At 67.7% G+C, this 24,322-nt stretch carries 22 protein-coding genes; 9 read left to right on the top strand and 13 right to left on the bottom strand.

All coding sequences use genetic code 11. The features are described from left to right. Window positions 1-11 precede the first annotated feature (11 nt). From GONAM_RS05450 to hrcA, 4 genes are all read right to left on the bottom strand, one after another. Window positions 12-806: an alpha/beta hydrolase family protein gene (locus GONAM_RS05450; RefSeq protein ID WP_006865777.1), complete on the bottom strand. Its 795-nt coding sequence runs from the start codon at window positions 804-806 to the stop codon at window positions 12-14. Then, entirely contained in the window at window positions 803-1,552 is a 750-nt protein-coding gene (locus GONAM_RS05445; protein WP_006865776.1) for a 16S rRNA (uracil(1498)-N(3))-methyltransferase, read from the bottom strand. Before GONAM_RS05445 ends, GONAM_RS05450 begins: the two co-directional genes overlap by 4 nt. Continuing rightward, the gene (dnaJ, locus tag GONAM_RS05440) at window positions 1,549-2,715 is read right to left on the bottom strand and encodes a molecular chaperone DnaJ (RefSeq protein ID WP_006865775.1); all 1,167 of its coding nucleotides are present in this window, start codon (window positions 2,713-2,715) and stop codon (window positions 1,549-1,551) included. The genes GONAM_RS05445 and dnaJ overlap by 4 nt, the downstream gene beginning before the upstream one ends. Before the next feature lie 170 nt (window positions 2,716-2,885). Further along, window positions 2,886-3,920, bottom strand: a complete 1,035-nt coding sequence (hrcA, locus tag GONAM_RS05435) for a heat-inducible transcriptional repressor HrcA (protein WP_040535500.1) — start codon at window positions 3,918-3,920, stop codon at window positions 2,886-2,888. A 106-nt stretch (window positions 3,921-4,026) separates the two neighbouring features. Here hrcA and GONAM_RS05430 point away from each other — a divergent pair, with 106 nt between their 5' ends. Next, on the top strand, window positions 4,027-4,530 hold the full coding sequence (locus GONAM_RS05430; RefSeq protein ID WP_006865773.1) for a type II toxin-antitoxin system VapB family antitoxin: 504 nt from the start codon (window positions 4,027-4,029) through the stop codon (window positions 4,528-4,530). Window positions 4,531-4,538: 8 nt separating this feature from the next. On the opposite strand, the gene hemW is transcribed toward GONAM_RS05430, so the two are convergent. Beyond that, a complete protein-coding gene (gene hemW / locus GONAM_RS05425; RefSeq protein ID WP_006865772.1) occupies window positions 4,539-5,750 on the bottom strand; it encodes a radical SAM family heme chaperone HemW in 1,212 nt (403 codons plus the stop codon). A 405-nt stretch (window positions 5,751-6,155) separates the two neighbouring features. Between hemW and GONAM_RS05420 the strand changes: the two genes are divergently transcribed. The 5 genes from GONAM_RS05420 to GONAM_RS05400 are packed head-to-tail and all read left to right on the top strand — an operon-like array spanning window position 6,156 to window position 11,647. Then, window positions 6,156-7,937: a nitrite/sulfite reductase gene (locus GONAM_RS05420; protein ID WP_006865771.1), complete on the top strand. Its 1,782-nt coding sequence runs from the start codon at window positions 6,156-6,158 to the stop codon at window positions 7,935-7,937. Continuing rightward, the gene (locus tag GONAM_RS05415) at window positions 7,934-8,686 is read left to right on the top strand and encodes a phosphoadenylyl-sulfate reductase (RefSeq protein WP_006865770.1); all 753 of its coding nucleotides are present in this window, start codon (window positions 7,934-7,936) and stop codon (window positions 8,684-8,686) included. The genes GONAM_RS05420 and GONAM_RS05415 overlap by 4 nt, the downstream gene beginning before the upstream one ends. After that, window positions 8,668-9,624, top strand: a complete 957-nt coding sequence (gene cysD, locus GONAM_RS05410) for a sulfate adenylyltransferase subunit CysD (RefSeq protein ID WP_006865769.1) — start codon at window positions 8,668-8,670, stop codon at window positions 9,622-9,624. Before GONAM_RS05415 ends, cysD begins: the two co-directional genes overlap by 19 nt. Further along, on the top strand, window positions 9,624-10,919 hold the full coding sequence (locus GONAM_RS05405) for a sulfate adenylyltransferase subunit 1 (RefSeq protein ID WP_006865768.1): 1,296 nt from the start codon (window positions 9,624-9,626) through the stop codon (window positions 10,917-10,919). Before cysD ends, GONAM_RS05405 begins: the two co-directional genes overlap by 1 nt. After that, entirely contained in the window at window positions 10,916-11,647 is a 732-nt protein-coding gene (locus tag GONAM_RS05400) for a sirohydrochlorin chelatase (protein WP_006865767.1), read from the top strand. Before GONAM_RS05405 ends, GONAM_RS05400 begins: the two co-directional genes overlap by 4 nt. A 102-nt stretch (window positions 11,648-11,749) precedes the next feature. Here the strand turns inward: GONAM_RS05400 and GONAM_RS05395 are convergent, their stop codons facing one another. Then, a complete protein-coding gene (locus GONAM_RS05395; RefSeq protein WP_006865766.1) occupies window positions 11,750-11,950 on the bottom strand; it encodes a hypothetical protein in 201 nt (66 codons plus the stop codon). A gap of 95 nt (window positions 11,951-12,045) precedes the next feature. Here GONAM_RS05395 and GONAM_RS05390 point away from each other — a divergent pair, with 95 nt between their 5' ends. After that, window positions 12,046-14,073, top strand: coding sequence for a glycoside hydrolase family 15 protein (locus tag GONAM_RS05390; protein ID WP_006865765.1), 2,028 nt, complete (start codon window positions 12,046-12,048; stop codon window positions 14,071-14,073). Window positions 14,074-14,226: 153 nt separating this feature from the next. Here the strand turns inward: GONAM_RS05390 and GONAM_RS05385 are convergent, their stop codons facing one another. From GONAM_RS05385 to lepA, 7 genes are all read right to left on the bottom strand, one after another. Beyond that, window positions 14,227-15,222, bottom strand: coding sequence for a sulfate/molybdate ABC transporter ATP-binding protein (locus GONAM_RS05385; RefSeq protein WP_006865764.1), 996 nt, complete (start codon window positions 15,220-15,222; stop codon window positions 14,227-14,229). Between the two features lies 1 nt (window position 15,223). Then, a complete protein-coding gene (cysW, locus tag GONAM_RS05380; RefSeq protein ID WP_006865763.1) occupies window positions 15,224-16,153 on the bottom strand; it encodes a sulfate ABC transporter permease subunit CysW in 930 nt (309 codons plus the stop codon). Further along, on the bottom strand, window positions 16,150-17,031 hold the full coding sequence (gene cysT / locus GONAM_RS05375; protein ID WP_006865762.1) for a sulfate ABC transporter permease subunit CysT: 882 nt from the start codon (window positions 17,029-17,031) through the stop codon (window positions 16,150-16,152). Before cysT ends, cysW begins: the two co-directional genes overlap by 4 nt. Continuing rightward, complete coding sequence (locus GONAM_RS05370; RefSeq protein ID WP_006865761.1) at window positions 17,028-18,143, bottom strand: sulfate ABC transporter substrate-binding protein; 1,116 nt, start codon at window positions 18,141-18,143, stop codon at window positions 17,028-17,030. Before GONAM_RS05370 ends, cysT begins: the two co-directional genes overlap by 4 nt. A 144-nt stretch (window positions 18,144-18,287) precedes the next feature. After that, window positions 18,288-19,193 carry a cation diffusion facilitator family transporter gene (locus tag GONAM_RS05365; RefSeq protein ID WP_006865760.1) on the bottom strand — a complete coding sequence of 302 codons (906 nt, stop codon included), beginning with the start codon at window positions 19,191-19,193 and terminating at the stop codon, window positions 18,288-18,290. A gap of 13 nt (window positions 19,194-19,206) precedes the next feature. Continuing rightward, the gene (locus tag GONAM_RS05360; RefSeq protein ID WP_006865759.1) at window positions 19,207-21,258 is read right to left on the bottom strand and encodes a M3 family metallopeptidase; all 2,052 of its coding nucleotides are present in this window, start codon (window positions 21,256-21,258) and stop codon (window positions 19,207-19,209) included. Further along, entirely contained in the window at window positions 21,259-23,145 is a 1,887-nt protein-coding gene (gene lepA, locus GONAM_RS05355; protein ID WP_006865758.1) for a translation elongation factor 4, read from the bottom strand. 50 nt (window positions 23,146-23,195) lie between these two features. Between lepA and GONAM_RS05350 the strand changes: the two genes are divergently transcribed. Together GONAM_RS05350 and GONAM_RS05345 are read left to right on the top strand one after the other, a co-directional pair. Continuing rightward, the gene (locus tag GONAM_RS05350) at window positions 23,196-23,894 is read left to right on the top strand and encodes an alpha/beta hydrolase family protein (RefSeq protein WP_006865757.1); all 699 of its coding nucleotides are present in this window, start codon (window positions 23,196-23,198) and stop codon (window positions 23,892-23,894) included. Then, entirely contained in the window at window positions 23,891-24,319 is a 429-nt protein-coding gene (locus GONAM_RS05345) for a type II toxin-antitoxin system PemK/MazF family toxin (RefSeq protein WP_006865756.1), read from the top strand. The genes GONAM_RS05350 and GONAM_RS05345 overlap by 4 nt, the downstream gene beginning before the upstream one ends. The last annotated feature ends 3 nt before the right edge of the window (window positions 24,320-24,322 follow it).

Genomic DNA, 24,322 nt, shown 5'->3' with positions numbered 1-24,322 from the left:
GGGCCGAGACCCTAGATCCCCAGCACCCGGATCGTCTGCCGCGCACAGCCCGTGCGCGGGTCGACGAACGCCTGATGTCCTTCGCCCCGCACGACGATCAGTTCGGCAGACTGTCCGCGGGCGATGGCGTCGTCGACGTAGCGACGGCTGACGATGTCGGGCACCAGGTCGTCCTCGTCACCGGTGATCGCGACGACGTGCGCGTCGAAGACCGGCGCCAGCATGGGCGACGCCTCTTCGTAGCGGCGCGGCGACTCGCTGTACGGCCGGCCCATCAGATCGCGCAGAGACTCCTTGTCCGCCGCGGAGACGGTGTCGAGGACCGCCGCCTGCGCGACGACGGTGGTGATGGTGGTCGATGCGGTGCGCGCGCCGAGTTTGCCGACCGCCCACACCGCGAGCTGCCCACCGGCCGAGTGTCCGACGACGCCGACCGAGGAGAAGTCGATCGCACGGAGGTCGACGTCCTGCTCCTGCAGCGCATCGCGCACCGGACCGTCGAGGGCGCGGATCGCGTCGACGACGTCGCGGCCGGTGTTCGGCCACCCGCCGCCCGGCTCTCCGACGCGGCGGTACTCGATGTTCCACACAACGGCACCGCGTTCGGCCATCGTGCGCGCGACCGCGGTCTGGATCGTCGAGCCGTACTCCACCGACCACGAGCCGCCGTGGACGAGGACGACGACCCGGGCCGGCGTCGCGGGATCGAGGCCGTCGCGAGGCAGGTAGAGGTGGCCGAATTGTGAAGGCTCGGTGCCGTATTCGATCTTGGTGCGTCGTACGGCGCAGCGTCGGACCCCACTCATCTCGACCACCGTCCGGTCAGCACGCCGATCGCACCCAGTGCCACCGCGGCCGCGGTCGAGGTACGCAGCACCTCGGGACCGAGCACCACCGAATGCGCACCGAGCGCGGTGAGGTCGGCGACCTCGGCGTCGTCGAGTCCGCCTTCGGGGCCGACGACGAGCACGATCTCGCTCGCATCGGCGAGCGGAAGTTCGGCGAGGGGCCGCGCGGCCTCCTCGTGCAGCACCGCGACCACACCACCGGCGGCGACCGCATCGGCGCACCGCGCGCGGACGTCGATGGTGGTGGCGAGGTCGGTGACCTCGGGAATCCAGGGTCGCCGGCTTTGCTTCGCGGCCGCCGACGCGGCTGCCCGCCACTTGGCAACGCCCTTCTCCGCCTTGCCCGTCCACCGTGCGACACAGCGCATCGCCTGCCACGGCACGATCACGTCGATACCCGCCTCGGTCGCGAGATCGACGGCCAGTTCGGATCGTTCGGACTTCGGCAACGCCTGCACGAGGGTCACCTGCGGGGTGCGCCGCGCCTCGAAGGAGAACTCACGCACCGACGCGACGAGCGTGTCTTTCCCGGTGATCTCCCGGATCTCACATCCGGCCACCGATCCGGCGCCGTCGCCGACGAGGATGCGCTCCCCCACCCCGAGGCGCGCGACCGTCACCGCATGCCGGCCTTCCGGCCCGCTGAGGATGAGGTCGGCACCCGGGGCGGGGACGGAGTCCGCCCAGAAAAGCGGTGGGCTCACTTGCCTGCGAACGCGTTGCGCAGTCTCGAGAAGAGTCCGCCCGGAGCGGCCGCGGCCGAGGTGTTGACCACCTCGATCTCGTCCTGCGCCACCTTCTTGAGTTTCTTGAGGGCGTCGGTCTGGGCATGGTCGAGCTTGGTCGGGACGACCACGTCGAGGTGCACGTGCAGGTTGCCCCGGACACCCGAGCTGACGTGCGGCATGCCCTGGCCGCGAAGCTTGACCACCTGGCCGGGCTGCGTACCCGGGTCGATCTTGACGGTGACCGGGTCGCCGAGGATGGTCTCGACCTCGAACTCGGCGCCGAGCGCGGCGTCGACCATCGGGACCTTCAGGGTGCAGTGCAGGTCGTCCTTGTCGCGCAGGAAGACCTCGTGCGGACGTTCGGTGACCTCGACGTACAGGTCGCCGGCCGGACCGCCGCCGGGGCCGACCTCGCCCTGGCCGCTGAGCCGGACCCGCATGCCGCTCTCGATGCCGGCCGGGATGCGGACAGTCATGGTGCGACGCGAGCGCACTCGACCGTCGCCGCCGCACTTGTGGCAGGGATCGGGGATGACCTCGCCGACGCCGTGACAGGTCGGGCACTCGCGGACGGTCATGACCTGACCGAGGAACGAGCGCTGCACCGACTGGATCTCGCCGGCACCGTGGCAGGTGTCGCAGGCGACCGGCTTGCTGTCGCCGTTGGTTCCCGAGCCGGTGCACACGTCACACAGGATCGCGGTGTCGACGGTGATCTCCTTGTTGACGCCCTTGGCGCACTCGGCGAGATCGAGCTTGAGGTTGACGAGTGCGGGCTCACCCGGCTGGACGCGCGAGCGGGGACCACGCCCCGACCCGAAACCACCGCCACCTCCGAAGGCGCCGCCGTTGCCGAAGAAGGCCTCGAAGACGTCGCCGAAACCGCCGCCGCCACCGCCGAAGCCGCCGAAACCGCCGGCGCCCGCACCCGCGAGGGGGTCGCCACCGGCGTCGACGATGCGTCGCTTCTCCGGATCGGTCAGCACCTCGTAGGCGGTGCTGACCTCTTTGAATTCGTCTTCCTTGCCCGGGTTGACATCGGGATGCAGTTCGCGTGCCTTCTTGCGGTAGGCGCGCTTGAGTTCCTGGTCACTGGCACCCTTCGCCACACCCAGGATTGCGTAATAGTCACGTGCCACGGTTGTTGTGATCCTCAAATCTCAATCGGTACCCAAGCGGTCTCAGTTGGTGCCCACGCGGTGCACGCCATCGGTGTGGACGCACGCCCGCGCGGTGCGCAGTGGAACCACTCGATTCTGCCGTCGACCGGTCGGGGCCCTCACCCGAAGTCCGTCGCCGGGGGCGGCGGTCATCGTTCGGCGAGCACCTCACCGATGTATTTGGCAACGGCTGCGACCGAGGCGATGGTTCCCGGATAGTCCATCCGTGTGGGGCCGAGCACACCGACGCCGCCGAACACGGTTCCCGATGCACCGTACCCTGTGGACACCACCGAGGTCCCACGCAGGTTCTCGGTCTGCGTCTCCTCTCCGATCTGCACTGTGACCTGGCCCATGTCCTGTGTCGTGGCGAGGATCTTGAGCACGACGACCTGCTCCTCGAGGGCTTCGAGGACGGTGTCCATACCGCCGACAACCGGCGTGAAGTCGGCCGCCGACCGTGCCAGGTTCGAGGTGCCGCCGAGCACCAGGCGGTCGTCGCCGCGTTCGACGAGGGTCTCGACGAGAACCGTCGCGATGTTGAGGACCGCGCCCCGGATGTCGTCGGGTGCGGAGTTGGCGAGTTCGGCGACCGCCGCCGACGCCTCGGCGAGCCGTTTGCCGTGCAGCGCCGCGGAGAACATGTCGCGCAGACGAGTGATGTCCTCCTCGTCGTGATCCTCGTTCAGCGCGACCATGCGCTGTTCGACGCGACCGTTGTCGACGATCACCACCAGCAACAGCCGCGACGGCGAGAGCGACACGACCTCGAGGTGGCGGACCCGCGCGGCCGACAGCACCGGGTACTGGATGACGGCCACCTGACGGGTCAGCTGGGCCAGCAGTTTCACCGACCGTCGCAGCACGTCGTCGAGGTCGACGCCGGAGTCGAGCACAGACAGGATGGCGCGTCGCTCCGCCGAGGACAGCGGCTTGATCTCGCTGATGCGGTCCACGAACATCCGGTAGCCCTTGTCCGTGGGGACACGACCCGAGCTGGTGTGCGGCTGGGTGATGTATCCCTCGGCCTCGAGTACCGCCATGTCGTTGCGGACGGTTGCGCTCGACACCCCGAGCTGATGCCGTTCGACGAGTGCCTTCGATCCGATGGGCTCCTGCGATTCGACGTAGTCGGTCACGATCGCGCGGAGGATCTCGAATCGACGGTCATCCGTTGTGGACACGCGGTACACCTCCTGATCCGAGTCCCGGTCCATGGGGTTGGGCCATAGAGTTGGGGTACGTCCCATACTGGGTACGTTCCATACTACGAAATCGGCGCGGGGTTCCATGATCTTCAAGGGGGTGCGGGAGGGCAGGCCCTATCCCGACCACAAGCTGTCGACGCGCGGCTGGGCCAAGATCCCACCGCGACAGCTGCGACTCGACCAGCTGATCACGCTCACCAAGGTGCTGGCCTTGGACAAGCTGCTCAGCGAGGACTCGACGTTCTACGGCGACCTCTTCGCGCACGTCGTCCGCTGGGAGGGCGATCTCTACCTCGAGGACGGACTCCACCGCGCGGTGCGCTCGGCGCTGCGTAACCGCAACATCATCCACGCACGCACCCTCGACCTCGACGCCCTCGATCTCTCCGAGGGGGCCCGCCCTCTCGAGGAGCAGCTCGACGACACCGCCGAGATCCCGGCGCGTCCCCGGGTCATCGACGTCCCGCCCGAACCGGCCCGGCCGGCGCGGGGTGCGCCCGAATCCCCCGGGAGCGGTGGTGCACACCGTCGGGGACGCCAATCGACCGGCTGGACGAGCCCGCCGCGCCCCGAACGACCCTGGTAGTCCCGGGTTCAACCCCAGAGCACGCGGCGGATGACGCCGTCGGCAAGCAGCCGGCCGGCGTCGGTGAGGACGTAGGCGTCGCCCGTCGCGGCGAGCAGGCCGTCGGCACAGAGCTTTTCGGCGTTTGCGCGTTCGGCGTCGTCGAGCAGCCGTCCCGGCAGCCCGCTGCGGAGTCGCGTGGTGAGCATGACCGCCTCCATGTGGCGGTCCGCGGCGGTGAGTTGCTCCGACGACGCCGCGGGCAGCACGCCCTCACCGAGCGTCTGCGCGTAGCGCGCCGGATGCTTCACGTTCCACCAGCGCACCCCGTTGACATGCGAGTGCGCGCCCGGGCCGATCCCCCACCAGTCCGAACTGTTCCAGTAGGCGAGGTTGTGGCGACACGCACCGGCGTCGTCGAGCGCCCAGTTCGACACCTCGTACCAATTGAAACCGTTGGCGCCCAACCGATCATCGAGGATCTTGTAGCGGTCGGCGAGCACGTCGTCGTCGGGCGCGGGCATCTCGCCGCGCCGGATCCGACGCGCCAACGCGGTGCCGTCCTCGACGATCAGCGCGTAGGCCGACACGTGGTCGACGTCCGCGGACAGCACCGCGTCGAGGGTGGCGTGCAGGTCGGCGTCGGTCTCCCCGGGGGTCCCGTAGATCAGGTCGAGGTTGACGTGGTCGAAGCCGGCCGCCCGCGCCTCACGCGCCGCGGCGACCGCGCGCCCCGGGGTGTGCACCCGGTCGAGCACCTTGAGCACGTGCTGGGCGGCGGACTGCATGCCGAGCGAGATGCGGGTGAACCCGGCCGATCGCAGCTGTTCGAAGAATGCCGGCGACGTCGACTCCGGGTTCGATTCGGTGGTGACCTCCGCGCCGGGGGCGAGGTCGAAATTGGCGCGCACCGAGTCGAGCAGGCGGGTGAGTCCGTCGGCGCCGAGCAGCGATGGAGTTCCGCCGCCGACGAAGATCGTCGACACCTTCCGTGTCGGCGCCAGCAGCCGCGCCGCCGACTCCAGTTCCGCGGCCACCGCCTCCTGCCAGGACTCCGGCGACGACGTCGAGCCGAGCTCCCCCGCGGTGTAGGTGTTGAAGTCGCAGTAGCCGCAACGCGTCGCGCAGAACGGGACATGCAGGTAGAGACCGAACGGCACGTGCGGGTCGACGTCTCGGCACGCCCCGTCGATGAGCTGCGTGGTGAGCTCGGGGGTGGGTGCTTCGATGTCGACCTTCACCGTTCCATCATGACGACCTCGACGTCAGCACCGAAATCGCCGCATCGACCAGGTCGGACGACACCGCGGCCCGGGCCCGGGAATAAGCACGCGCCTGGTGTCCTTGACCGACTCGAGGTGAGACCTGCGGCCCCGCCGGCCCAGGCGTGTTTCCATCATCGTGATGGAAAATAACCCCAAGTAGACGAGGCGATGATGGTCGTGGCACTATGGACCTCGTGATTTTCCCAGGGGTGTGGCTCGCAGCGCGTCGCCACATTGATCTCAAGCGCGTCAACAGCGCTTTCTGTCGCGTCTAGCGACGTTTCGGCCCCGATTGGTCCCTGCTTCCAGGGATGCCGGCACGTTTCAGCCCACTTTTTCGTGCAATGAACGCCGGCCCTGTGCGCCGGCACAGGAGATTTCATGACGTCCACAACCGACGCCCCTGCTGCTGTCTCCAGCACGGGCTCCCAGCCTGATGTCGTCACGCCCGCTGCTGCTGCAGGCGAGGCCGGCACCGAGAAGCGCGCTCGTCCCGCACGCAAGGCCCGCCCGGCCAAGCGCCGCGCCGAAGGTCAGTGGAAGCTCGGCTACCGCGAGCCGCTGAACCCCAACGAGCAGGTCAAGAAGGACGACAACCCTCTCAACGTCCGCGCCCGCATCGAGAACATCTACTCCAAGCAGGGATTCGACTCGATCGACAAGCAGGACCTGCGCGGCCGGATGCGCTGGTGGGGCCTCTACACCCAGCGTGCGGAGGGTTACGACGGCACCTGGACCGGCGACGAGAACATCGACATCCTCGAAGACAAGCACTTCATGATGCGCGTGCGCTGCGACGCCGGCGCGCTCAATGTCGCGCAGCTGCGCACCCTCGGCGAGCTGTCCACCGAGTTCGCCCGTGACACCGCCGACCTCTCCGACCGCGAGAACGTCCAGTACCACTGGATCCGGATCGAAGACGTCCCGACGATCTGGGACCGTCTCGAGGCCGTCGGTCTCAAGACCACCGAGGCCTGCGGCGACTGCCCCCGCGTCGTGCTGGGTTCGCCGCTCGCCGGTGAGTCCTTCGACGAGGTCCTCGACCCGACCCCGGCCATCGACGAGATCGTCCGCCGCTACATCGGCGATCCGAAGTACTCGAACCTGCCACGCAAGTTCAAGACCGCGATCTCCGGCCAGCAGGACGTGGTCCACGAGATCAACGACGTCGCCTTCGTCGGCGTCGTCCACCCCGAACACGGTCCCGGCCTCGACCTCTGGGTCGGCGGCGGCCTGTCCACCAACCCGATGCTCGCCCAGCGCGTCGGTGCATGGGTCCCGCTCGACGAGGTGCCCGACGTGTGGGAGGCCGTGGTCTCGATCTTCCGCGACTACGGATACCGCCGCCTCCGCGCCAAGGCGCGGCTGAAGTTCCTCATCAAGGACTGGGGGATCGAGAAGTTCCGTCAGGTGCTCGAGGACGAGTACCTCGGCCGCAAGCTGATTGACGGCCCGGCGCCGGAGCAGCCTGAACGCCCGATCGACCACATCGGCGTGCAGAAGCTACGCAACGGCCTCAACGCGATCGGCTTCTCCCCCATCGCCGGTCGCGTGTCGGGCACGATCCTCACCAAGACCGCCGAGGCCGTCGCCGCCGTCGGTTCCGACCGCGTGCGCTTCACCCCGTACCAGAAGCTGATCGTCCTCGACGTCCCCGACGACAAGGTCGAGTGGCTCATCGACGAGCTCAAGCCGCTCGGCCTGCACGGCCGGCCGACGCAGTGGCGCCGGAACCTACTGGCGTGCAGCGGTATCGAGTTCTGCAAGCTCTCGTTCACCGAGACCCGCAAGCGTTCACAGGTTCTCGCGCCGGAGCTCGACGAGCGCCTTGCCGACATCAACTCCGAGCTCGACGTGCCGATCACGGTGAACATCAACGGTTGCCCCAACTCCTGCGGACGGTCGCAGATCGCCGACATCGGTTTCAAGGGACAGCTCGTCGAGGACGCCGACGGCAACCAGACCGACGGCTTCCAGGTCCACCTGGGCGGCAGCCTCGGCCTGGACTCCGGTTTCGGTCGCAAGCTGCGCCAGCACAAGGTGCTCGGCACCGAGCTCGGCGACTACATCGAACGTGTGGTCCGCAACTTCGTGGATCAGCGCGAAGAGGGTGAACGGTTCGCGCAGTGGGCCGTTCGCGCCGACGAGGAGGCACTCCGATGACCATCAGCACCACGGCGCCGGCCACCGGCCGCCGCCACAGCGAGGACGAACTCCGCGCGATCGCGGCGAAGGGCGCGGCCGACCTCGGTCCCGAGGCCACCCCGGAGGAACTGATCCGCTGGACCGCGGAGACCTTCGGCACGAACTTCGTCGTCGCGTCGAACATGCAGGACGCCGCCCTCGTCGACCTCGCGGTGAAGAACATCGACCGCGAGCTCCTCGGCGGCGAACCGGTCAAGGTCCTGTTCCTCGACACCGGTTACCACTTCGCCGAGACCATCGGCACGCGCGACGCCGTTGAGCAGGTGTACGGCGTGGAGATGGTCAACCTCAACCCCGAGCACAGCGTCGCCGAGCAGGACGAACTCCTGGGCCGCAACCTGTTCGCGCGCGATCCCGGCGAGTGCTGCCGGCTGCGCAAGGTCGTCCCGCTCAAGGCGGGTCTGGCCGGTTACGACGCCTGGATCACCGGCATCCGCCGGGTGGAGGCGCCCACTCGCGCCAACGCTCCGCTCATCTCGTTCGACGAGGGCTTCGGGCTGGTCAAGATCAATCCCATCGCCCCGTGGACCGACGAGCAGATGCAGGACTACATCGACTCCAACGGCGTGCTGGTCAACCCGTTGGTCGACGAGGGCTATCCCTCCATCGGTTGTGCACCGTGCACCGCCAAACCCGAACCCGGATCCGATCCGCGCAGCGGCCGCTGGGCCGGTCGCGCCAAGACAGAATGTGGGCTCCACGCATGACCGTCACCGAACCCGTCCGCGACATGTCCGTCTCCGCCGACGCCGACGACTTCACCACGCTCGACGCGCTTGAGTCCGAGGCCATCCACGTCTTCCGTGAGGTGGCAGGCGAATTCGAGCGCCCGGTCATCCTCTTCTCCGGCGGCAAGGACTCCACCGTCTTGCTGCACGTCGCACTGAAGGCCTTCTGGCCTGCGCCGCTGCCGTTCTCGCTGCTGCACGTCGACACCGGACACAACCTGCCCGAGGTGCTCGAGTTCCGCGACAACGTCGTCGAGCGTCACAACCTCCGTCTGCACGTCGCCAAGGTCGAGGACTACCTCGCCGACGGCCGGCTGACCGAGCGCCCCGACGGCGTCCGCAACCCGCTGCAGACCATCCCGCTGCTCGACGCGATCACCGAGAACCGCTTCGACGCGGTCTTCGGCGGTGGCCGCCGTGACGAGGAGCGCTCGCGCGCCAAGGAGCGGATCTTCTCGCTGCGCAACGCCTTCGGCCAGTGGGACCCGAAGCGTCAGCGCCCCGAGCTGTGGAACCTCTACAACGGCCGCCATGCACCGGGCGAGCACGTCCGCGTGTTCCCGCTGTCGAACTGGACCGAACTCGACATCTGGCGCTACATCGCCCGCGAGCAGGTCCTGCTCCCCTCGATCTACTACGCCCACGAACGTGACGTCTTCCTGCGGGACGGCATGTGGATGACCCCCGGCGTCTGGGGCGGACCCCGCGAAGGCGAAGAGCTGCAGCGTCTCTCGGTGCGTTACCGCACCGTCGGCGACGGCTCGTCGACCGGCGCGGTGCTCTCCGACGCCGCCGACAACGACGCGGTCCTGGCCGAGGTCGCCGCATCGCGACTGACCGAACGCGGCGCCACCCGTGGCGACGACCGGGTCTCCGAGGCCGCCATGGAAGACCGCAAGCGCGAAGGATATTTCTGATGAGGCACGCACCCGACCTTCTCCGCATCGCCACTGCAGGCAGTGTGGACGACGGCAAGTCGACGCTCGTCGGCCGACTGCTGTACGACACGAAATCCGTTCTGGCCGACCAGATCGACGCCGTCACCAAGGCCTCGGTCGACCGCGGTCTCGAGGGCCCCGACCTGTCGCTGCTCGTCGACGGCCTGCGCGCCGAACGCGAGCAGGGCATCACCATCGACGTGGCCTACCGCTACTTCGCAACTCCCGCACGCTCTTTCGTGCTCGCCGACACCCCCGGCCACGTGCAGTACACGCGTAACACCGTGTCCGGCGCCTCCACCGCCCAGCTGGTGATCCTGCTCGTCGACGCCCGCAACGGCGTTGTCTCGCAGACCCGTCGCCACGCCGCGGTGATGGCTCTCCTGGGTGTGCCTCAGCTGGTGCTGGCAGTCAACAAGATCGACCTCGTCGACGATCAGGCCTCGGTGTTCGCCGAGATCTCCGCCGAGTTCGCCGAGCTGACGCGTTCGCTGGGCTGGTCTGACGAGCAGGTCACCGCCATCCCGGTGTCCGCGCTGCACGGCGACAACATCGCGAACCGCTCGGAGAACACCCCGTTCTATGACGGCCCCACCCTCATCGAGCACCTCGAGACGGTCCCGAACCTCACCGAGCGTGCCCCGGTGGGCCTGCGCTTCCCGGTGCAGTACGTGATCCGTCCCCGCACCCCCGAGTACCCCGACTACCGCGGGTACGCCGGTCAGATCGCGGCCGGCCGCGTGTCGGTGGGTGACGAGGTCGTCGTCCTGCCGTCGGGTCAGCGGACCACCGTCAGCCAGATCGACACGGCCGACGGCCCGCTGGAGTCCGCCCACACCGGACGCAGCGTCACGATCCTCCTCGCCGACAACGTGGACATCTCGCGCGGTGACCTGATCGCCGCCGCGGTCGACGCACCGGAGCCGGTACAACAGTTCACCGCAACCGTCTGCTGGCTCGCCGAGAAGCAACTGCGTCCCGGCGCACGTCTGCTGCTCAAGCACGGCACCAAGACCACCCAGGCCATCGTCGGTGGGCTCGACGCCCTCTTCGACGAGCAGAACCTGGCGCTCGTGGAGGCCCCGGAGTCGGTGGAGCTCAACCAGATCGTGCGGATCTCGGTGCAGACCGCCGAACCCATCCCGGCCGACGACTACCAGGTGAACCGCGAGTCTGGCAGCTTCCTGCTGATCGACCCGCAGGGTGGCAACACCCTCGCCGCCGGTCTGGTGGGCGACGCGCTCGCGCCGCTGCACCTCAAAGAGTTGGTGTGAGTCCTTCTCTCGTCCTCGTCGCACACGGCAGTCGCGATCCGCGCTTCGGCGCGACCGCGCGCCGTGTGCGCGACGCCGTCGCCGACGCGCTGCCGGGGGTCGAGGTGGTCCTGTCCTACCTCGATCTCGACGAGCCGCTCGTCGGGGATGTCCTCACGTCTGTCGCGAACGAGCCCGGTGACGACCCCGTCGTGGTGCCGCTGCTGCTGTCGGCGGGATATCACCACAAGGTCGACCTACCGGCGATCATCGCCGAACACCGGCCGTTCGCGCATCAGACCGACGTCATCGGCACCCGGTCGTTCACGACGGCCCTCGCCGATCGTCTGCTCGAAGCCGGCCTCGACGAGCGTGACGGGGTGATCCTGTCGGCGGTCGGTTCCTCCGACGAGTCCGCCGACCGTCACGTCCGCCGCCGGGCCATCGAACTGTCGACGTACCTACATCGGCCGGTCGAGGTGGTCTTCGCCACCAAGCTCGGTCCGAACAACCGCGCGGTCGCCTCGGCGGTCCGTCGTCTCCGGGTCGCCGGTGCGCAACGCATAGCGCTCAGCCCGTACTTCCTGTCGGCCGGTCTGCTGATCGAACGGGTCGAGTCGGCTCTGGACGCGCTGGCCGACGAGACACTCGTGGCCGGACCACTCGGCGCGCACCCCGACGTCGTCGAGGGCATCTGCGGCCTCTATCGCACGGCCACTGAGCGTCGCACGGTGCACGCCGGGCGCTGAGACCCGTCGGGCCGACGCCTTCTCACATCGTGATGAGCCAAGCGATCACGACGAGGATCAACAACGCCAACAGGGCGAGGGTCACCGGCGAGCGCATCAGTTTCACAGTCCGGTCCCATCGTCGTCGGCAAAGCGTCGGCGGTCGAACAGCGTTGCCGCGAGGTCGACCAAGAGATTGAGAACATAGGCGATCAGGATCGCGACAGGAATCACCACGGCGACGGTGACCAAGAGCTGCGGAACGAAGGACAGGCCGGTCAGCCACTCCTCCACACCGTCCCACCAGGCGAAGAACGCCGTCACCTCATCACCTCGTCCGTCCGATTCGGATCAACTGTCGGCCCGGCCCCGTTCAGGCCGACTGGCATCGGACAGCGTCCGTCGCAATGATAGTTCCCATGTCTGTTGCAGATGACTCCACCGTAACGTCCCTGCCGACCGCGACTTCCCCGCAGGGCGAGGCGGCCGGCACCGACGCCGCACGAGTCAGCGCTCCGGGTCCGGCGCCGATGGCTCCGACCAATCCGGCGCACCGGAGTGCGTTTCCCCCCATCGGCGACTACGCGTTCCTGTCCGACACCGAGACCAACTGCCTGATCGCCCGTAACGGTTCGGTCGAGTGGATGTGCGTACCGCGACCCGATTCGCCGAGTGTCTTCGGGGCGGTGCTCGATCGGAGCGCAGGCCACTTCCGCCTCGCGCCGTACGGCGTGAACGTGCCCGTGGATCGCCGGTACCTGCCGGGCAGTCTGATGGTCGAGACGACCTGGCAGACCGAGACGGGCTGGATCATCGTGCGCGACGCGCTGGTGATGGGCCCGTGGCACGACAACGATCGGCGTTCCCGCACCCATCGCCGCACGCCCACCGACTGGGATGCCGAGCACATCCTGCTGCGCACGGTGCGCTGTGTTTCCGGCACCGTCGAACTGCACATGAGCTGTGAGCCGGCGTTCGACTACCACCGCGGGACCACCAAGTGGGAGTACTCCGGCCCCGCCTACGGTGAGGCCATCGCCACCGCCCGCGACACCGACGCCGACACGCCCACCCTCAAGCTCACCACCGACCTCCGCCTCGGTCTCGAAGGGCGGGAGGCACGTGCCCGCACACGACTCGTCGAGGGCGACAACCGGTTCGTCGCCCTGAGCTGGTCCCGGTTTCCTGCTCCGCAGAACTGGGACGAGGCGGCCCAGAAGATGTGGTCCACGGCCGAATCGTGGCGGCAGTGGATCAACATCGGCACCTTTCCCGACCACCCGTGGCGCTCTCATCTGCAGCGCTCCGCGCTGACCCTCAAGGGACTCACCTACTCCCCGACCGGCGCCCTGCTGGCCGCCGCGACCACCTCGCTGCCGGAAACACCTCAGGGCGAACGCAACTGGGACTACCGCTACGCATGGGTGCGCGACTCGACGTTCGCCCTGTGGGGCCTGTACACGCTGGGCCTCGACCGGGAGGCCGACGACTTCTTCTCCTTCATCGCCGATGTCTCCGGCATCACCAACGGCGAACGTCACCCGTTACAGGTGATGTACGGCGTGGGCGGCGAGCGGACGCTCGAGGAAGAGGAGCTCACGCACCTTTCCGGTTACGACGGCGCGCGCCCGGTCCGGATCGGCAATGGCGCGTACAACCAAGCGCAGCACGACATCTGGGGCACGATGTTGGACTCGGTGTACCTCAACATCAAGTCCCACGAGTCTGTCCCCGAGACACTGTGGCCGGTCCTCAAGGCGCAGGTCGAGGAGGCGATCAAGCACTGGCGCGATCCTGATCGCGGCATCTGGGAGGTGCGTGGCGAACCGCAGCACTTCACCTCGTCGAAGGTGATGTGCTGGGTCGCCCTGGATCGCGGCTCCCGCCTTGCGACGATGCACGGCGAAGAGACCCACGCGCGGGAGTGGGCGGCGATCGCCGACGAGATCAAAGCCGACATCCTCGCCCACGGCGTCAACGAGCGAGGGGTCTTCACCCAGCGCTACGGCGACGACGCCCTCGACGCCTCACTGCTCCTCGTGCCGTTGCTGCGGTTCCTGCCGCCCGACGACCACCGTGTCCGCGCAACGGTTCTCGCGATCGCCGACGAACTCACCGACAACGGTCTCGTGCTGCGCTATAAGGTCGACGAGACCGACGACGGCCTCACCGGCGAGGAGGGCACCTTCACGATCTGTTCGTTCTGGCTCGTGTCGGCGCTGGTCGAGATCGGTGAGCTGGAGCGGGCCAAGGCTCTGTGCGAGCGGCTGCTCAACTACTCGAGTCCGCTCAAGCTGTACGCCGAGGAGATCGACGCGAAGACCGGTCAGCATCTTGGAAACTTCCCGCAGGCGTTCACCCACCTCGCGCTGATCAACGCGGTCATGCACGTCATCCGCGCCGAGGAGGCCGAGCACCAGCACACGTTCCAGCCGGCCAATCACTGACGCCCGGCAACTGAAATCCGCCCCCGATAAGGACCCTCCAGGCGGCGGCCGATGACACTATGTCGTCGGCGCCGCTGCAGAGGGCGCTTTCCGGGGGCGGATCGCAGGGGAGCTTTCCAGGGGCGGTTTTCGGTGGCGGTTCCCGGCCGGGCCTCAGGCGTCGGTCAGCGCCGCGACCTTGGTCGCCCGCGCGTACACGGTCTCCCCGGCCTGCAGGTTGAGGGCGTTCTGGTCGCCGCGGGTGATCTGGGCGGCGAACTCGTCACCGGTCGTCGCGGCGACGAGTTCGACGCGGGTCTCAAAGCCGAGGTTCACCACGCGCAGCACGGTCGCCTTGATCACGCCTGTGTCGAGCGAGGCGTCCGCGGCCGGCGAGGCCATCTCCGGGGTGCGTCCGAGCCGGATGTCGTGCGGGCGAACGAGTTCGCCGTTCAGACGCACCGTCGAACCGAGGAACGACGCCACGAACTCATTGGCCGGGCGGTCGTAGAGGTCGTCGGGCGTGCCGACCTGTTCGATCCGTCCCTTGTTGAGGATGGCGATCCGGTCGCTGACGTCGAGTGCCTCCTGCTGGTCGTGGGTGACCAGCACGGTGGTGACGTGCACCTCCTCGTGGAGACGACGCAGCCAGCGGCGCAGGTCATCTCGCACCTTCGCGTCCAGGGCGCCGAACGGTTCGTCGAGGAGCAGCACCTTGGGGTCGACGGCGAGTGCGCGGGCGAGCGCCATACGCTGCCGCTGGCCACCCGACAGCTGCGCCGGGAACCGGTGCTGGAACACGGCCAGTCCGACCACCTCGAGGAGTTCGTCGACCTTGGCGTCGACCTCCTTCTTGGGCCGCTTGCGGATCTTGAGGCCGAAGGCGATGTTGTCGCGCACGGTGAGGTGCTTGAATGCGGCGTAGTGCTGGAACACGAAACCGATGTCGCGCTTCTGCGGTGACTTCTGCGAGACGTCGTTGTCGTTGATGCGGACGGTGCCGGAGTCCAGTGTGTCGAGGCCGGCGATCGCGCGCAGCAGCGTCGACTTGCCGGAGCCCGACGGTCCCAGCAACGAGGTGAGCTGACCGTCCGGGATGTCGATCGAGACGTCGTCGAGGGCGGCGAAGTCGCCGTAGCGCTTGTTCGCGCCGATCACCTGAATGGACATGTCACACGCCTTCCTTGTGCTGGGCGTTGGGATGGACGATCTGTTTGGCGTCGACGGACTCGGGACCATGCGGCGGGGTCAGATCGAGTTCGACGTCGGTGGACGTGGATTCACTGGCGTCCACGAGTCGGGACTTGGCGCGGCGCTCGATGAGCGACATCAGCACGAGCACCAGGATGGCGACGAACATCAGCAGGGTCGCGGCCGCGTAGGCGCCGAATTCGTTGTAGTCGTCGGTGTAGCGGGAGTGGACCAGCAGCGTCAGCGTTTGGGAGACACCGGGATAGTTCGACGACACCATGGTCACCGCACCGTATTCACCCAGCGCTCGCGCGACGGTCAGGACGATGCCGTAGGTGAGGCCCCAGCGGATCGCCGGGAGGGTCACCCGCCAGAAGACCTGCCAGTTGTTGGCGCCGAGCGTCGCGGCGGCCTCTTCCTGTTCGGTTCCGATCTCCCGGAGCACCGGTTCGACCTCGCGGGCGACGAACGGGAGCGTGACGAACAGCGTGGCGAGCACCAGCCCGGGGAAGCCGAAGATGATCCGGAAGCCGAGGCTCTCGATGCCGCCGAACCAGCCGCCGTAGCCCCACAGCAGGATCAGCGCGACACCGGCGACCACGGGCGACACCGCGAACGGCAGGTCGACGACCGACTGGAGCAAACCCTTGCCGGGGAAGCGCCCGCGCGCCAGGGCCAGCGCGATGATCACGCCGAAGATGACGTTGAGCGGCACCACGATGGCGACGATCAGCAGGCTGAGTTGCAGCGCCGAGATGGCTGCCGGCGTGGTGATCCACTCCCAGAACTGGCCGAGACCGTGCTCGAAGGAGCGGTAGAAGATGGTGCCGACCGGGACCACCAGGAGGATGAGCAGGTAGACGAGCGCGACGGTGCGCAGACCGTACTTCGTCAGAGGTGCGACCTTCATCGGTCTGCGTCCTCTCTCTTGGACTGCCGGCGGCCCGCGACGCGCAGGACGAGCAGCGTGACGAAGGCGATCAGCAGCAACACCACGGAGATCGCTGCCGCGTCGACGGGTGCATCGATCTCGATCTGCTGCTGGATGTACTGCGAGGCGACCTGGGTGTCGCCCGGGATGTTGCCGCCGATGAGCACCACGGAACCGAACTCGCCGATGGCACGGGTGAACGCCAGGCCGGCGCCGGTCAAGATCGCCGGGAGAAGGGCAGGCAGGACGATCTTGCGGAAGATCGTGGCGTTGTTCGCGCCGAGTACCGCTGCGGCTTCCTCGACGTCGACATCGAGTTCGATGAGGACCGGCTGCACCTGCCGCACCACGAACGGCAGGGTGACGAAGGTCAGTGCGATCACCAATGCGGGCTTGGTGGCGTTGAGCTGGACGTCGATGGGACTGTTCGGCCCGTACAGCGACAACAGCACGAGGCTGGCGACGATCGTCGGCAGCGCGAACGGCAGGTCGATGATGGCGTTCACGACCCCCTTGCCGGGGAACTCGTCTCGGACCAGGACCCAGGCGATCAGGGTGCCGAACACGACGTTGATCAACGCCGCGATCACGGACACGAGCACCGTGATCCAGATGGTGTCCACCGCGGCGGGCGCCGAGATCGCCTCCCAGAAACCGCTCCAACCGTCCTCGAAGGACTGCACCGTGATGGCGGACAGCGGCAGCAGCACGATGACGCTGAGCCAGAGCCAGGCGACGCCGATGGTCATCGGGCTCACGCCGGCGAAGGTCCGCGAGCGTCCGAGGAACCCGCGTGGCGGCCGGGAGTCGGGAACCGGGGCCCCGGCCTCCGTGGTCGTCGAGTCGACCGAGGTCACTGCTTACCCCCTGAGTCGTAGATCTTGGTGATGGCGCCCTTCTTGCCGAACAGCGCCTCGTCGACAGCCTTCCAGCCGGTCAGGTCCTTGCCGTCGTTGTCCTCGGCGGTGCCCTCCCCGAGCACCTTGCCGAGTTCGGCGATGGTCCACAGCTTCGCGATATCTCCGGGGAAGAGGTCCCGCGTCGCCTCTATGACCGCGGGGTCCACCGGCCGGAAGCCCTGCTCGGCCCAGATCAGCTGCGCCTCCGGGGTGAAGAGGAAGTCCACGAAGGTGCGTGCGCCGGCGATGTCGTCGGAGGTGTTGACGACCGCGACGGGGTTCTCGATCTTGAACGTCTGCGGCGGGATCACATATTCGACCTGACTGTTCGGACCGGCGCCGGCGTTGGCCTTGTCGAGCATGATCGCCTCGTTCTCATAGCTGATCAAGACATCGCCCTGCCCCTGTTCGAACGCCGTGGTGGCCTCGCGACCCGACTTGGGCACCACCTTGATGTGGTCCCGCACCAGTTCGGACACGTAATCCAGGCCGGCCTGTGAATCCCGGCCACCGTTGCTGATCGCGGCATAGGGCGCCAGCAGATTCCACTTCGCCGAGCCGGAGCTGCCTGGGTTCGGGGTGACCACCTGTACGCCGGGCTTGAGCAGATCGTCCCAGTCGCGGATGCCCTTCGGGTTGCCCTTGCGGACCACCAGCGCGACGACCGACCCGAACGGGGTGCTGTTGTTGGGTGCCTGCTTCTTCCAGTCCTCGTCGACCAGGTCGGCCTTCACCAGGCGGGTGATGTCGGGCTCGACGGAGAAGTTCACGACATCGGCCGGGACACGTCGGGCCACTTTGCGTGATTGGTCACCGGAGGCGCCGTACGACGCAGAGAAGCCGATGTCGTGGCCCTCGGGGGTGTCGCGGAACGCCGGGATGATCTCGTCGAAACCGATCTTGGGGACGGCGTAGGCGACCAGATCGAGGTGCCGGTCTCCGCTGGAGATGTCCACTCCACCGGGCTCGTCGGTGGATCCGCCACCGCAGCCCGCGACGAACACCATCGCCAACACGAGAAGGCTCACCAGCACCCGGGTGCCGCGCGGCGGTTTGCGGCCAGCGCTCACTCTTCCTCCAAGACTCGGCGGGCCGGTCGAATGAGGGCGGTGACCGGCGGAGACCGGACTACGCTAGCAACCTGCCGGGCCGTCGCCGGAGTTCAAATCAGTGAGATCAAAATTCTCCGCAGGCCATGGTCGGGGCGCCCGTTCCTATTCCAGTCGCCAGTCCTCGTAGGCGCGCGGATCGTTGACCGGTTCGACGTGTGTCGTGATGTTCAGGTCCGGGACCGCAGCGTGCAGTTCGTCCTCGACGACCTCGGTGAGATCGTGGGCGCGCTGCACCGACCAGTCACCGGGCACGAGCATGTGAAGCTGCAGGAACCGTTCGTGACCGGCCTCGCGGGTACGGATGTCGTGGAAGACGATGCCGTCGGCGCGGTGTCGGTCGAGTACGTCGTCGATGGCGGAGCGCTGCTCGGCGGGGAGCGCGGAGTCCATCAGACCCGCACCCGAGCGCCACACCAGCCGGGAGCCGACGACCATGATGTTGATCGCGACCGCGATGGCGATCAGCGGGTCGAGCGGTAGCCAACCGGTCAACGCGACCAGGAACACACCCACGAGGACGCCGACCGTGGTCGCCACGTCGGTCATCAGATGTTTGCCGTCGGCTTCCAGGGTCAATGACCGGTGTTTGCGGCCGGCGTGGATGAGGATCAACCCCACCGCCGCGTTGAGGACCGTGGCACCCACCGAGATGCCGAGACCGAGTCCGACATCTTCGAGCTCGCGCGGGTTGATGAGCCGGTCGATCGCGGTCACGACGATGATCACCGCCGCCACGACGATCAGGACGCCTTCGAAGACCGCCGAGAAGTACTCCGCCTTGGTGTGCCCGAAGTTGTGTCCCCGGTCCGGCGGCTTCGCGGCGACGCGTAGTGCGACGAACGCGCCCACGGCGGCGACGACGTTGACGATCGATTCGAGCGCGTCGGACAGCAGGCCCACCGACCCGGTGATCCACCAGGCCAGCAGCTTGAGCCCGAACACGACCAGCGCGGTCACGATGCTGAGCACCGCGAACCGCGCCAGGTTACGGCGTTGTCCGCTTGTCATGATCGGGACCGGCTCAGGCCGCGAGCCCCCGACGACGCAGAAGCGGCTCGATCTGCGGCTTACGGCCGATCAGGGCCTCGTGCGACACCAGCGGATCGATGCTGTCACCGCGCGACAGCGTCGCCTCGGCGAATCGTCGTCCGTTGTCGCGCTCGAGGCCGCCCGAGGCGAGGAACCACTGTTCGGTCTCGGCGTCGAGGACCTCCGACCAGATGTAGCTGTAGTAGCCGGCCGAGTAGCCCCCACCGAAGATGTGGTTGAAGTAGGCGCTGCGGTAGCGCGGCGGGATCAGGTCGGTCTGCAGGCCGACCTCCGTGAGCGCCTTCGCCTCGAACGCCTCCACGTCGGTCACGGCCGCGGCCTCCTCGACCGTCAGCCGGTGCCAGGCGAGATCGAGAGACGACGCCGCGAGGTACTCGATGGTCCCGTGCGCGGTCTCGGCACCCGCGGATTCCCGTGCGGCGGCAGCCAGTTCGGCCGGGATCGGCTCACCGGTCGCGTGGTGCAGCGCATAGTTGGCGAGCACAACCGGGTGCAGCGCCCACATCTCGTTGACCTGCGACGGGAACTCGACGAAGTCGCGCGGCACGGACGTGCCCGACTGGGACGGGTACTCGACCGACGACAGCAGACCGTGCAGCGCGTGCCCGAACTCGTGGAACAGGGTCGTCAGCTGATCGATGGTGAGCAGACATGGCTGCCCCTCATCGGGTTTCGTCAGGTTCAGGACGTTGACGATGATCGGCTGGGTCTGCAGCACCGACGACTGGTCGACGATGTTGTTCATCCAGGCACCGCCGCGCTTCGACGGCCGCGCGTAGTAGTCGCCGAGGAACAGTCCGATGCCGGTGCCGGAGTCGTCCCGCACCTCCCACACACGCACGTCGGGGTGATAGACCGGCAGCCCGGTGCGTTCGACGAAGGTCAGGCCGTACAACTTGTTGGCCGCGTAGAAGACTCCACGGGTCAGGACGGTGTCGAGCTCGCAGTAGTCGGCGAAACCGTCGAGCGGCACCGAGGACGTGGCCTGCTTCTCGTGTTCGAGCCAGAAGGTCAGGTCGGCCGGGCCGATCTCGACGTCGCCGGCGAACTCGGTGAGCCGGGTCAGTTCCCGACCCCCGGCACGCATCGCCGACTCGTTGAGTTCGCGCAGCAGGTCGTCGACCGCGGACGGGTCGGGTGCGGTCTGCTCGGCGATCACGAACTCGGCGTGGTCGCGGTACCCGAGCAGCTCGGCACGGCGAGCACGCAGCCGCACGATCTCGAGGACGAGTTCACGGGTGTCGTGGTCGTTGCCGCGCGAGCAGCGGTTCACCGACGCGTCGAACACCCGTTGCCGCACGGCGGGATTCGTCAGCTCGGTCAGCACCGACTGGCTGGTCGGCAGTTCCAGGGTGATCAGGTAGCCGCTCTCGTGGCCCGCGTCGGCCGCCGCGCGTCGAGCGGCCGCGAGCTGGCCGGCGGACAGACCGTCGAGGTCGGCCGCATCGTCGACGAGGACCGCCGAATCGTTGGTGTCGTCGAGGATCTTCTGCGAGAAGGTCGTCGTCAGATAGGCGAGCCGGGAGGCGATCTGGCGCATCTCCTCCTGCTCCGCCTCGGGCAGACCGGCACCGGCGCGCACGGACTCGCGGTACCGCTTGTCGAGAAGACGACGCTGCGGCTCGGTCAGGTCGAGTTCGTCGGCGCGGGAGGCGAGATCCGAGATCCGGCCGAAGAGAACCGGATTCATCGCGATGGTGTTGCCGTGGTCGGTCAGCAGCGTCGAGAGTTCCTGGGAGATCTCGTTGCGCTTCGGGTTGGTGTCGGGGCCGACGAGGTTGAAGAAGATCCCCGACGCGCGGGCCAGGTCACGACCCGAGAGTTCCAGGGCCTCGATGGTGTTGGCGAAGGTCGGTGCGGCGGGGTCCGCGGCGATGGCCTCGACCTCGGCGAGGTGCGACGCCATCGCCTCGCGGAAGGCGGGCAGGAAGTCATCGTCGGAGATCGACGCGAAGTCCGGTAGATCGTAGGGCAGATCGCTCTGTGCCAGTACCGGATTGGTTGCGCTGTCCTGCCCCGTCATCTACTTCCCTTTCGGCTTGTCACCTGCTGCATCGGTGGAGAGCGCTGCGACGAACGCCTCCTGCGGGACCTCGACACGGCCGATGGTCTTCATCCGCTTCTTGCCTTCCTTCTGCTTCTCGAGCAGCTTGCGCTTACGGCTGATGTCGCCGCCGTAGCACTTGGCGAGCACGTCCTTGCGGATCGCCCGGATGTTCTCGCGCGCAATGATCTTCGAGCCGATGGCCGCCTGGATCGGGACCTCGAACTGCTGGCGCGGGATGAGCTCGCGGAGCTTGAGTGCCATCTTGTTGCCGTAGGCGTAGGCGGCGTCGCGGTGGACGATCGCACTGAACGCGTCGACGGCCTCGCCCTGCAGCAGGATGTCGACCTTGACCAGGTCGGCCTCCTGCTCGCCGGCCTCCTCGTAGTCGAGCGAGGCATAGCCGCGGGTGCGCGACTTCAGCGAGTCGAAGAAGTCGAAGATGATCTCCGCCATCGGCAGGGTGTAGCGGAGTTCCACGCGGGTCTCCGACAGGTAGTCCATGCCGCCGAGCTCGCCGCGACGCGACTGACAGAGCTCCATGATGGCGCCGATGAACTCGCTCGGCGCGATCACGGTGGTCTTGACGATCGGCTCGTAGATGTGGCGGGTCTTGCCCTCCGGCCAATCCGACGGGTTGGTGACGATGTGTTCGGAGCCGTCTTCCATCACGACGCGGTAGACCACGTTGGGTGCGGTCGAGATGAGGTCCAGGTTGAACTCGCGCTCGAGACGCTCGCGGGTGATCTCCATGTGGAGCAGACCCAGGAAGCCACACCGGAATCCGAAGCCCAGTGCCACCGACGTCTCCGGTTCATAGGTGAGCGCGGCGTCGTTGAGCTGCAGCTTCTCCAGCGCCTCACGTAGGACCGGGTAATCCGATCCATCCATCGGGTACAGGCCCGAGTAGACCATCGGTCGCGGTTCGCGGTAGCCGGTGAGCGCCTCGCTCGCGCCGTTGCGGGCGCTGGTGACGGTGTCACCGACCTTCGACTGGCGCACATCCTTCACACCGGTGATGAGGTAGCCGACCTCGCCGACGCCGAGGCCCTGGGTGGCCTTGGGTTCCGGCGACACGATGCCCACCTCGAGCAGCTCGTGGGTCGCGCCGGTCGACATCATCTGGATCTTCTCGCGCGGCACGATCTTGCCGTCGACGACACGGACGTAGGTGACCACGCCGCGGTAGGTGTCGTAGACCGAGTCGAAGATCATCGCGCGTGCCGGGGCGTCGGCGTTCCCGACGGGGGCGGGCACCTTGCGGATGACCTCGTCGAGCAGTTCGCTGACGCCGACGCCGGTCTTGCCGGACACCCGCAGGACGTCCTCGGGCTCACAACCCACGATGTGGGCGAGCTCGGCGGCATACCGTTCGGGGTCGGCGGCGGGCAGGTCGATCTTGTTCAGGACCGGGATGATGGTGAGGTCGTTCTCCATCGCCAGGTACAGGTTGGCGAGCGTCTGGGCCTCGATGCCCTGGGCGGCGTCGACGAGGAGGACCGCGCCTTCACACGCCTCGAGCGCACGCGACACCTCATAGGTGAAGTCGACGTGACCGGGGGTGTCGATGAGGTGCACGACGTAGTCGTCACCGTCGAGCTGCCACGGCAGTCGCACGTTCTGCGCCTTGATGGTGATGCCGCGCTCACGCTCGATGTCCATGCGATCGAGGTACTGCGCCCGCATCTGGCGCTCTTCCACGACACCGGTGAGCTGCAGCATCCGGTCGGCCAGCGTCGACTTTCCGTGGTCGATGTGGGCGATGATGCAGAAGTTCCGGATGCGCGCCGGGTCGGTGAAGGTCTGGTCGGCGAAGGTGGGAATTGGAACTACTCCTCGAGGATGGACACGTACGTTGACCACCATGTTCTCATGAGCGCCGCGAATGGTGCCCAAGCGGATGGCGGGGCGCTACCGTGGCAGCCGTGACAGCCGAGTCCGCCGAGTCGGAAAAGCCAGCGACCACCATCACCACCGTCGAGACCGAGGACGTCGCCGCCGACGTGCACCGGCCGGACGGCGCGCCCCGCGCCACGATCGTCCTGGCCCACGGCGCGGGCGGCAACCGCGACGCGGTCATCCTGCGCGCGCTCGCCGACGAACTGAGTTCACGCGGCTACGTCGTCGCCCGAATCGACCTCCCCTACCGTCGGCGTCGGCCCAAGGGACCGCCCAGTCCGTCGACGTCGCCGGCCGATCGGGACGGCATCCGCGCCGCCTGCGCGAGGTTCCGCGACGAGTCCGACGGCCCGCTGTTCGTCGGCGGCCACTCCTACGGCGGGCGTCAGGCGTCGATGGCGGTCGCCGAGGACGGCACCGACCTCGCCGACGGCCTCCTGCTCAGCTCCTATCCCCTGCACCCGCCGGGCAAACCCGACCGGCTGCGCACCGAACATCTGCCGTCGATCACCGTGCCCACCCTCGTCGTCCACGGCAGCACCGACCCGTTCGGCACCACCGAGGAGATGGCCGATGCGATCGGCCTGATCAACGCGCCGACGCGGATCGTCGAACTCGAGAAGGTAGGTCACGACCTCAACCCGAAGAAGAAGCCGACCGCGCAGCTGACCGCCGACGCGGTCGACGAGTTTCTGATGGAAGAATTCCGACGGTGACGAGTCGCAGCATCCGTTCCCGCCTCCGCCCCACCGCCGAGGTCGCCCGCACGATCAGCTACAACCCCGAACTCGACGGAGACGCCGATCCGGGCGAGATCGTGTGGACGTGGGTCGCCTACGAGGACGACCCCAGCCAGGGCAAGGACCGACCGGTGCTCGTCGTCGGCCGCGACGCCAACGCGCAGACGGCCGACGACGTGCTCGGACTCATGCTGTCCAGCAAGGACTATCACCAGGACGACGACGACTGGTTCGCCGTCGGCACCGGGAGCTGGGACTCCCAGAACCGGCCGAGCTTCGTCCGCCTCGACCGCGTCCTCGTCGTCGACGCCGACGGCATCCGACGCGAGGGCGCCATCCTCGACCGTCGCCGCTTCGACGCGGTCGCCGACGAACTCAGGTCACGCTTCGGCTGGCGCTAGGAG

Source organism: Gordonia namibiensis NBRC 108229 (assembly GCF_000298235.1).
In the GTDB taxonomy this organism is placed as follows: domain Bacteria; phylum Actinomycetota; class Actinomycetes; order Mycobacteriales; family Mycobacteriaceae; genus Gordonia; species Gordonia namibiensis.
This window is presented reverse-complemented; position numbering and strand designations above follow the sequence as displayed.

Coding starts and splice junctions, on each gene's coding strand:
- GONAM_RS05450 (WP_006865777.1), bottom strand. CDS start 806: ATGAGTGGGGTCCGACGCTGCGCCGTACGACGCACCAAGATCGAATAC.
- GONAM_RS05430 (WP_006865773.1), top strand. CDS start 4,027: ATGATCTTCAAGGGGGTGCGGGAGGGCAGGCCCTATCCCGACCACAAG.
- GONAM_RS05420 (WP_006865771.1), top strand. CDS start 6,156: ATGACGTCCACAACCGACGCCCCTGCTGCTGTCTCCAGCACGGGCTCC.
- GONAM_RS05415 (WP_006865770.1), top strand. CDS start 7,934: ATGACCATCAGCACCACGGCGCCGGCCACCGGCCGCCGCCACAGCGAG.
- cysD (WP_006865769.1), top strand. CDS start 8,668: ATGTGGGCTCCACGCATGACCGTCACCGAACCCGTCCGCGACATGTCC.
- GONAM_RS05405 (WP_006865768.1), top strand. CDS start 9,624: ATGAGGCACGCACCCGACCTTCTCCGCATCGCCACTGCAGGCAGTGTG.
- GONAM_RS05390 (WP_006865765.1), top strand. CDS start 12,046: ATGTCTGTTGCAGATGACTCCACCGTAACGTCCCTGCCGACCGCGACT.
- GONAM_RS05385 (WP_006865764.1), bottom strand. CDS start 15,222: ATGTCCATTCAGGTGATCGGCGCGAACAAGCGCTACGGCGACTTCGCC.
- cysW (WP_006865763.1), bottom strand. CDS start 16,153: ATGAAGGTCGCACCTCTGACGAAGTACGGTCTGCGCACCGTCGCGCTC.
- GONAM_RS05365 (WP_006865760.1), bottom strand. CDS start 19,193: ATGACAAGCGGACAACGCCGTAACCTGGCGCGGTTCGCGGTGCTCAGC.
- GONAM_RS05360 (WP_006865759.1), bottom strand. CDS start 21,258: ATGACGGGGCAGGACAGCGCAACCAATCCGGTACTGGCACAGAGCGAT.
- lepA (WP_006865758.1), bottom strand. CDS start 23,145: ATGGTGGTCAACGTACGTGTCCATCCTCGAGGAGTAGTTCCAATTCCC.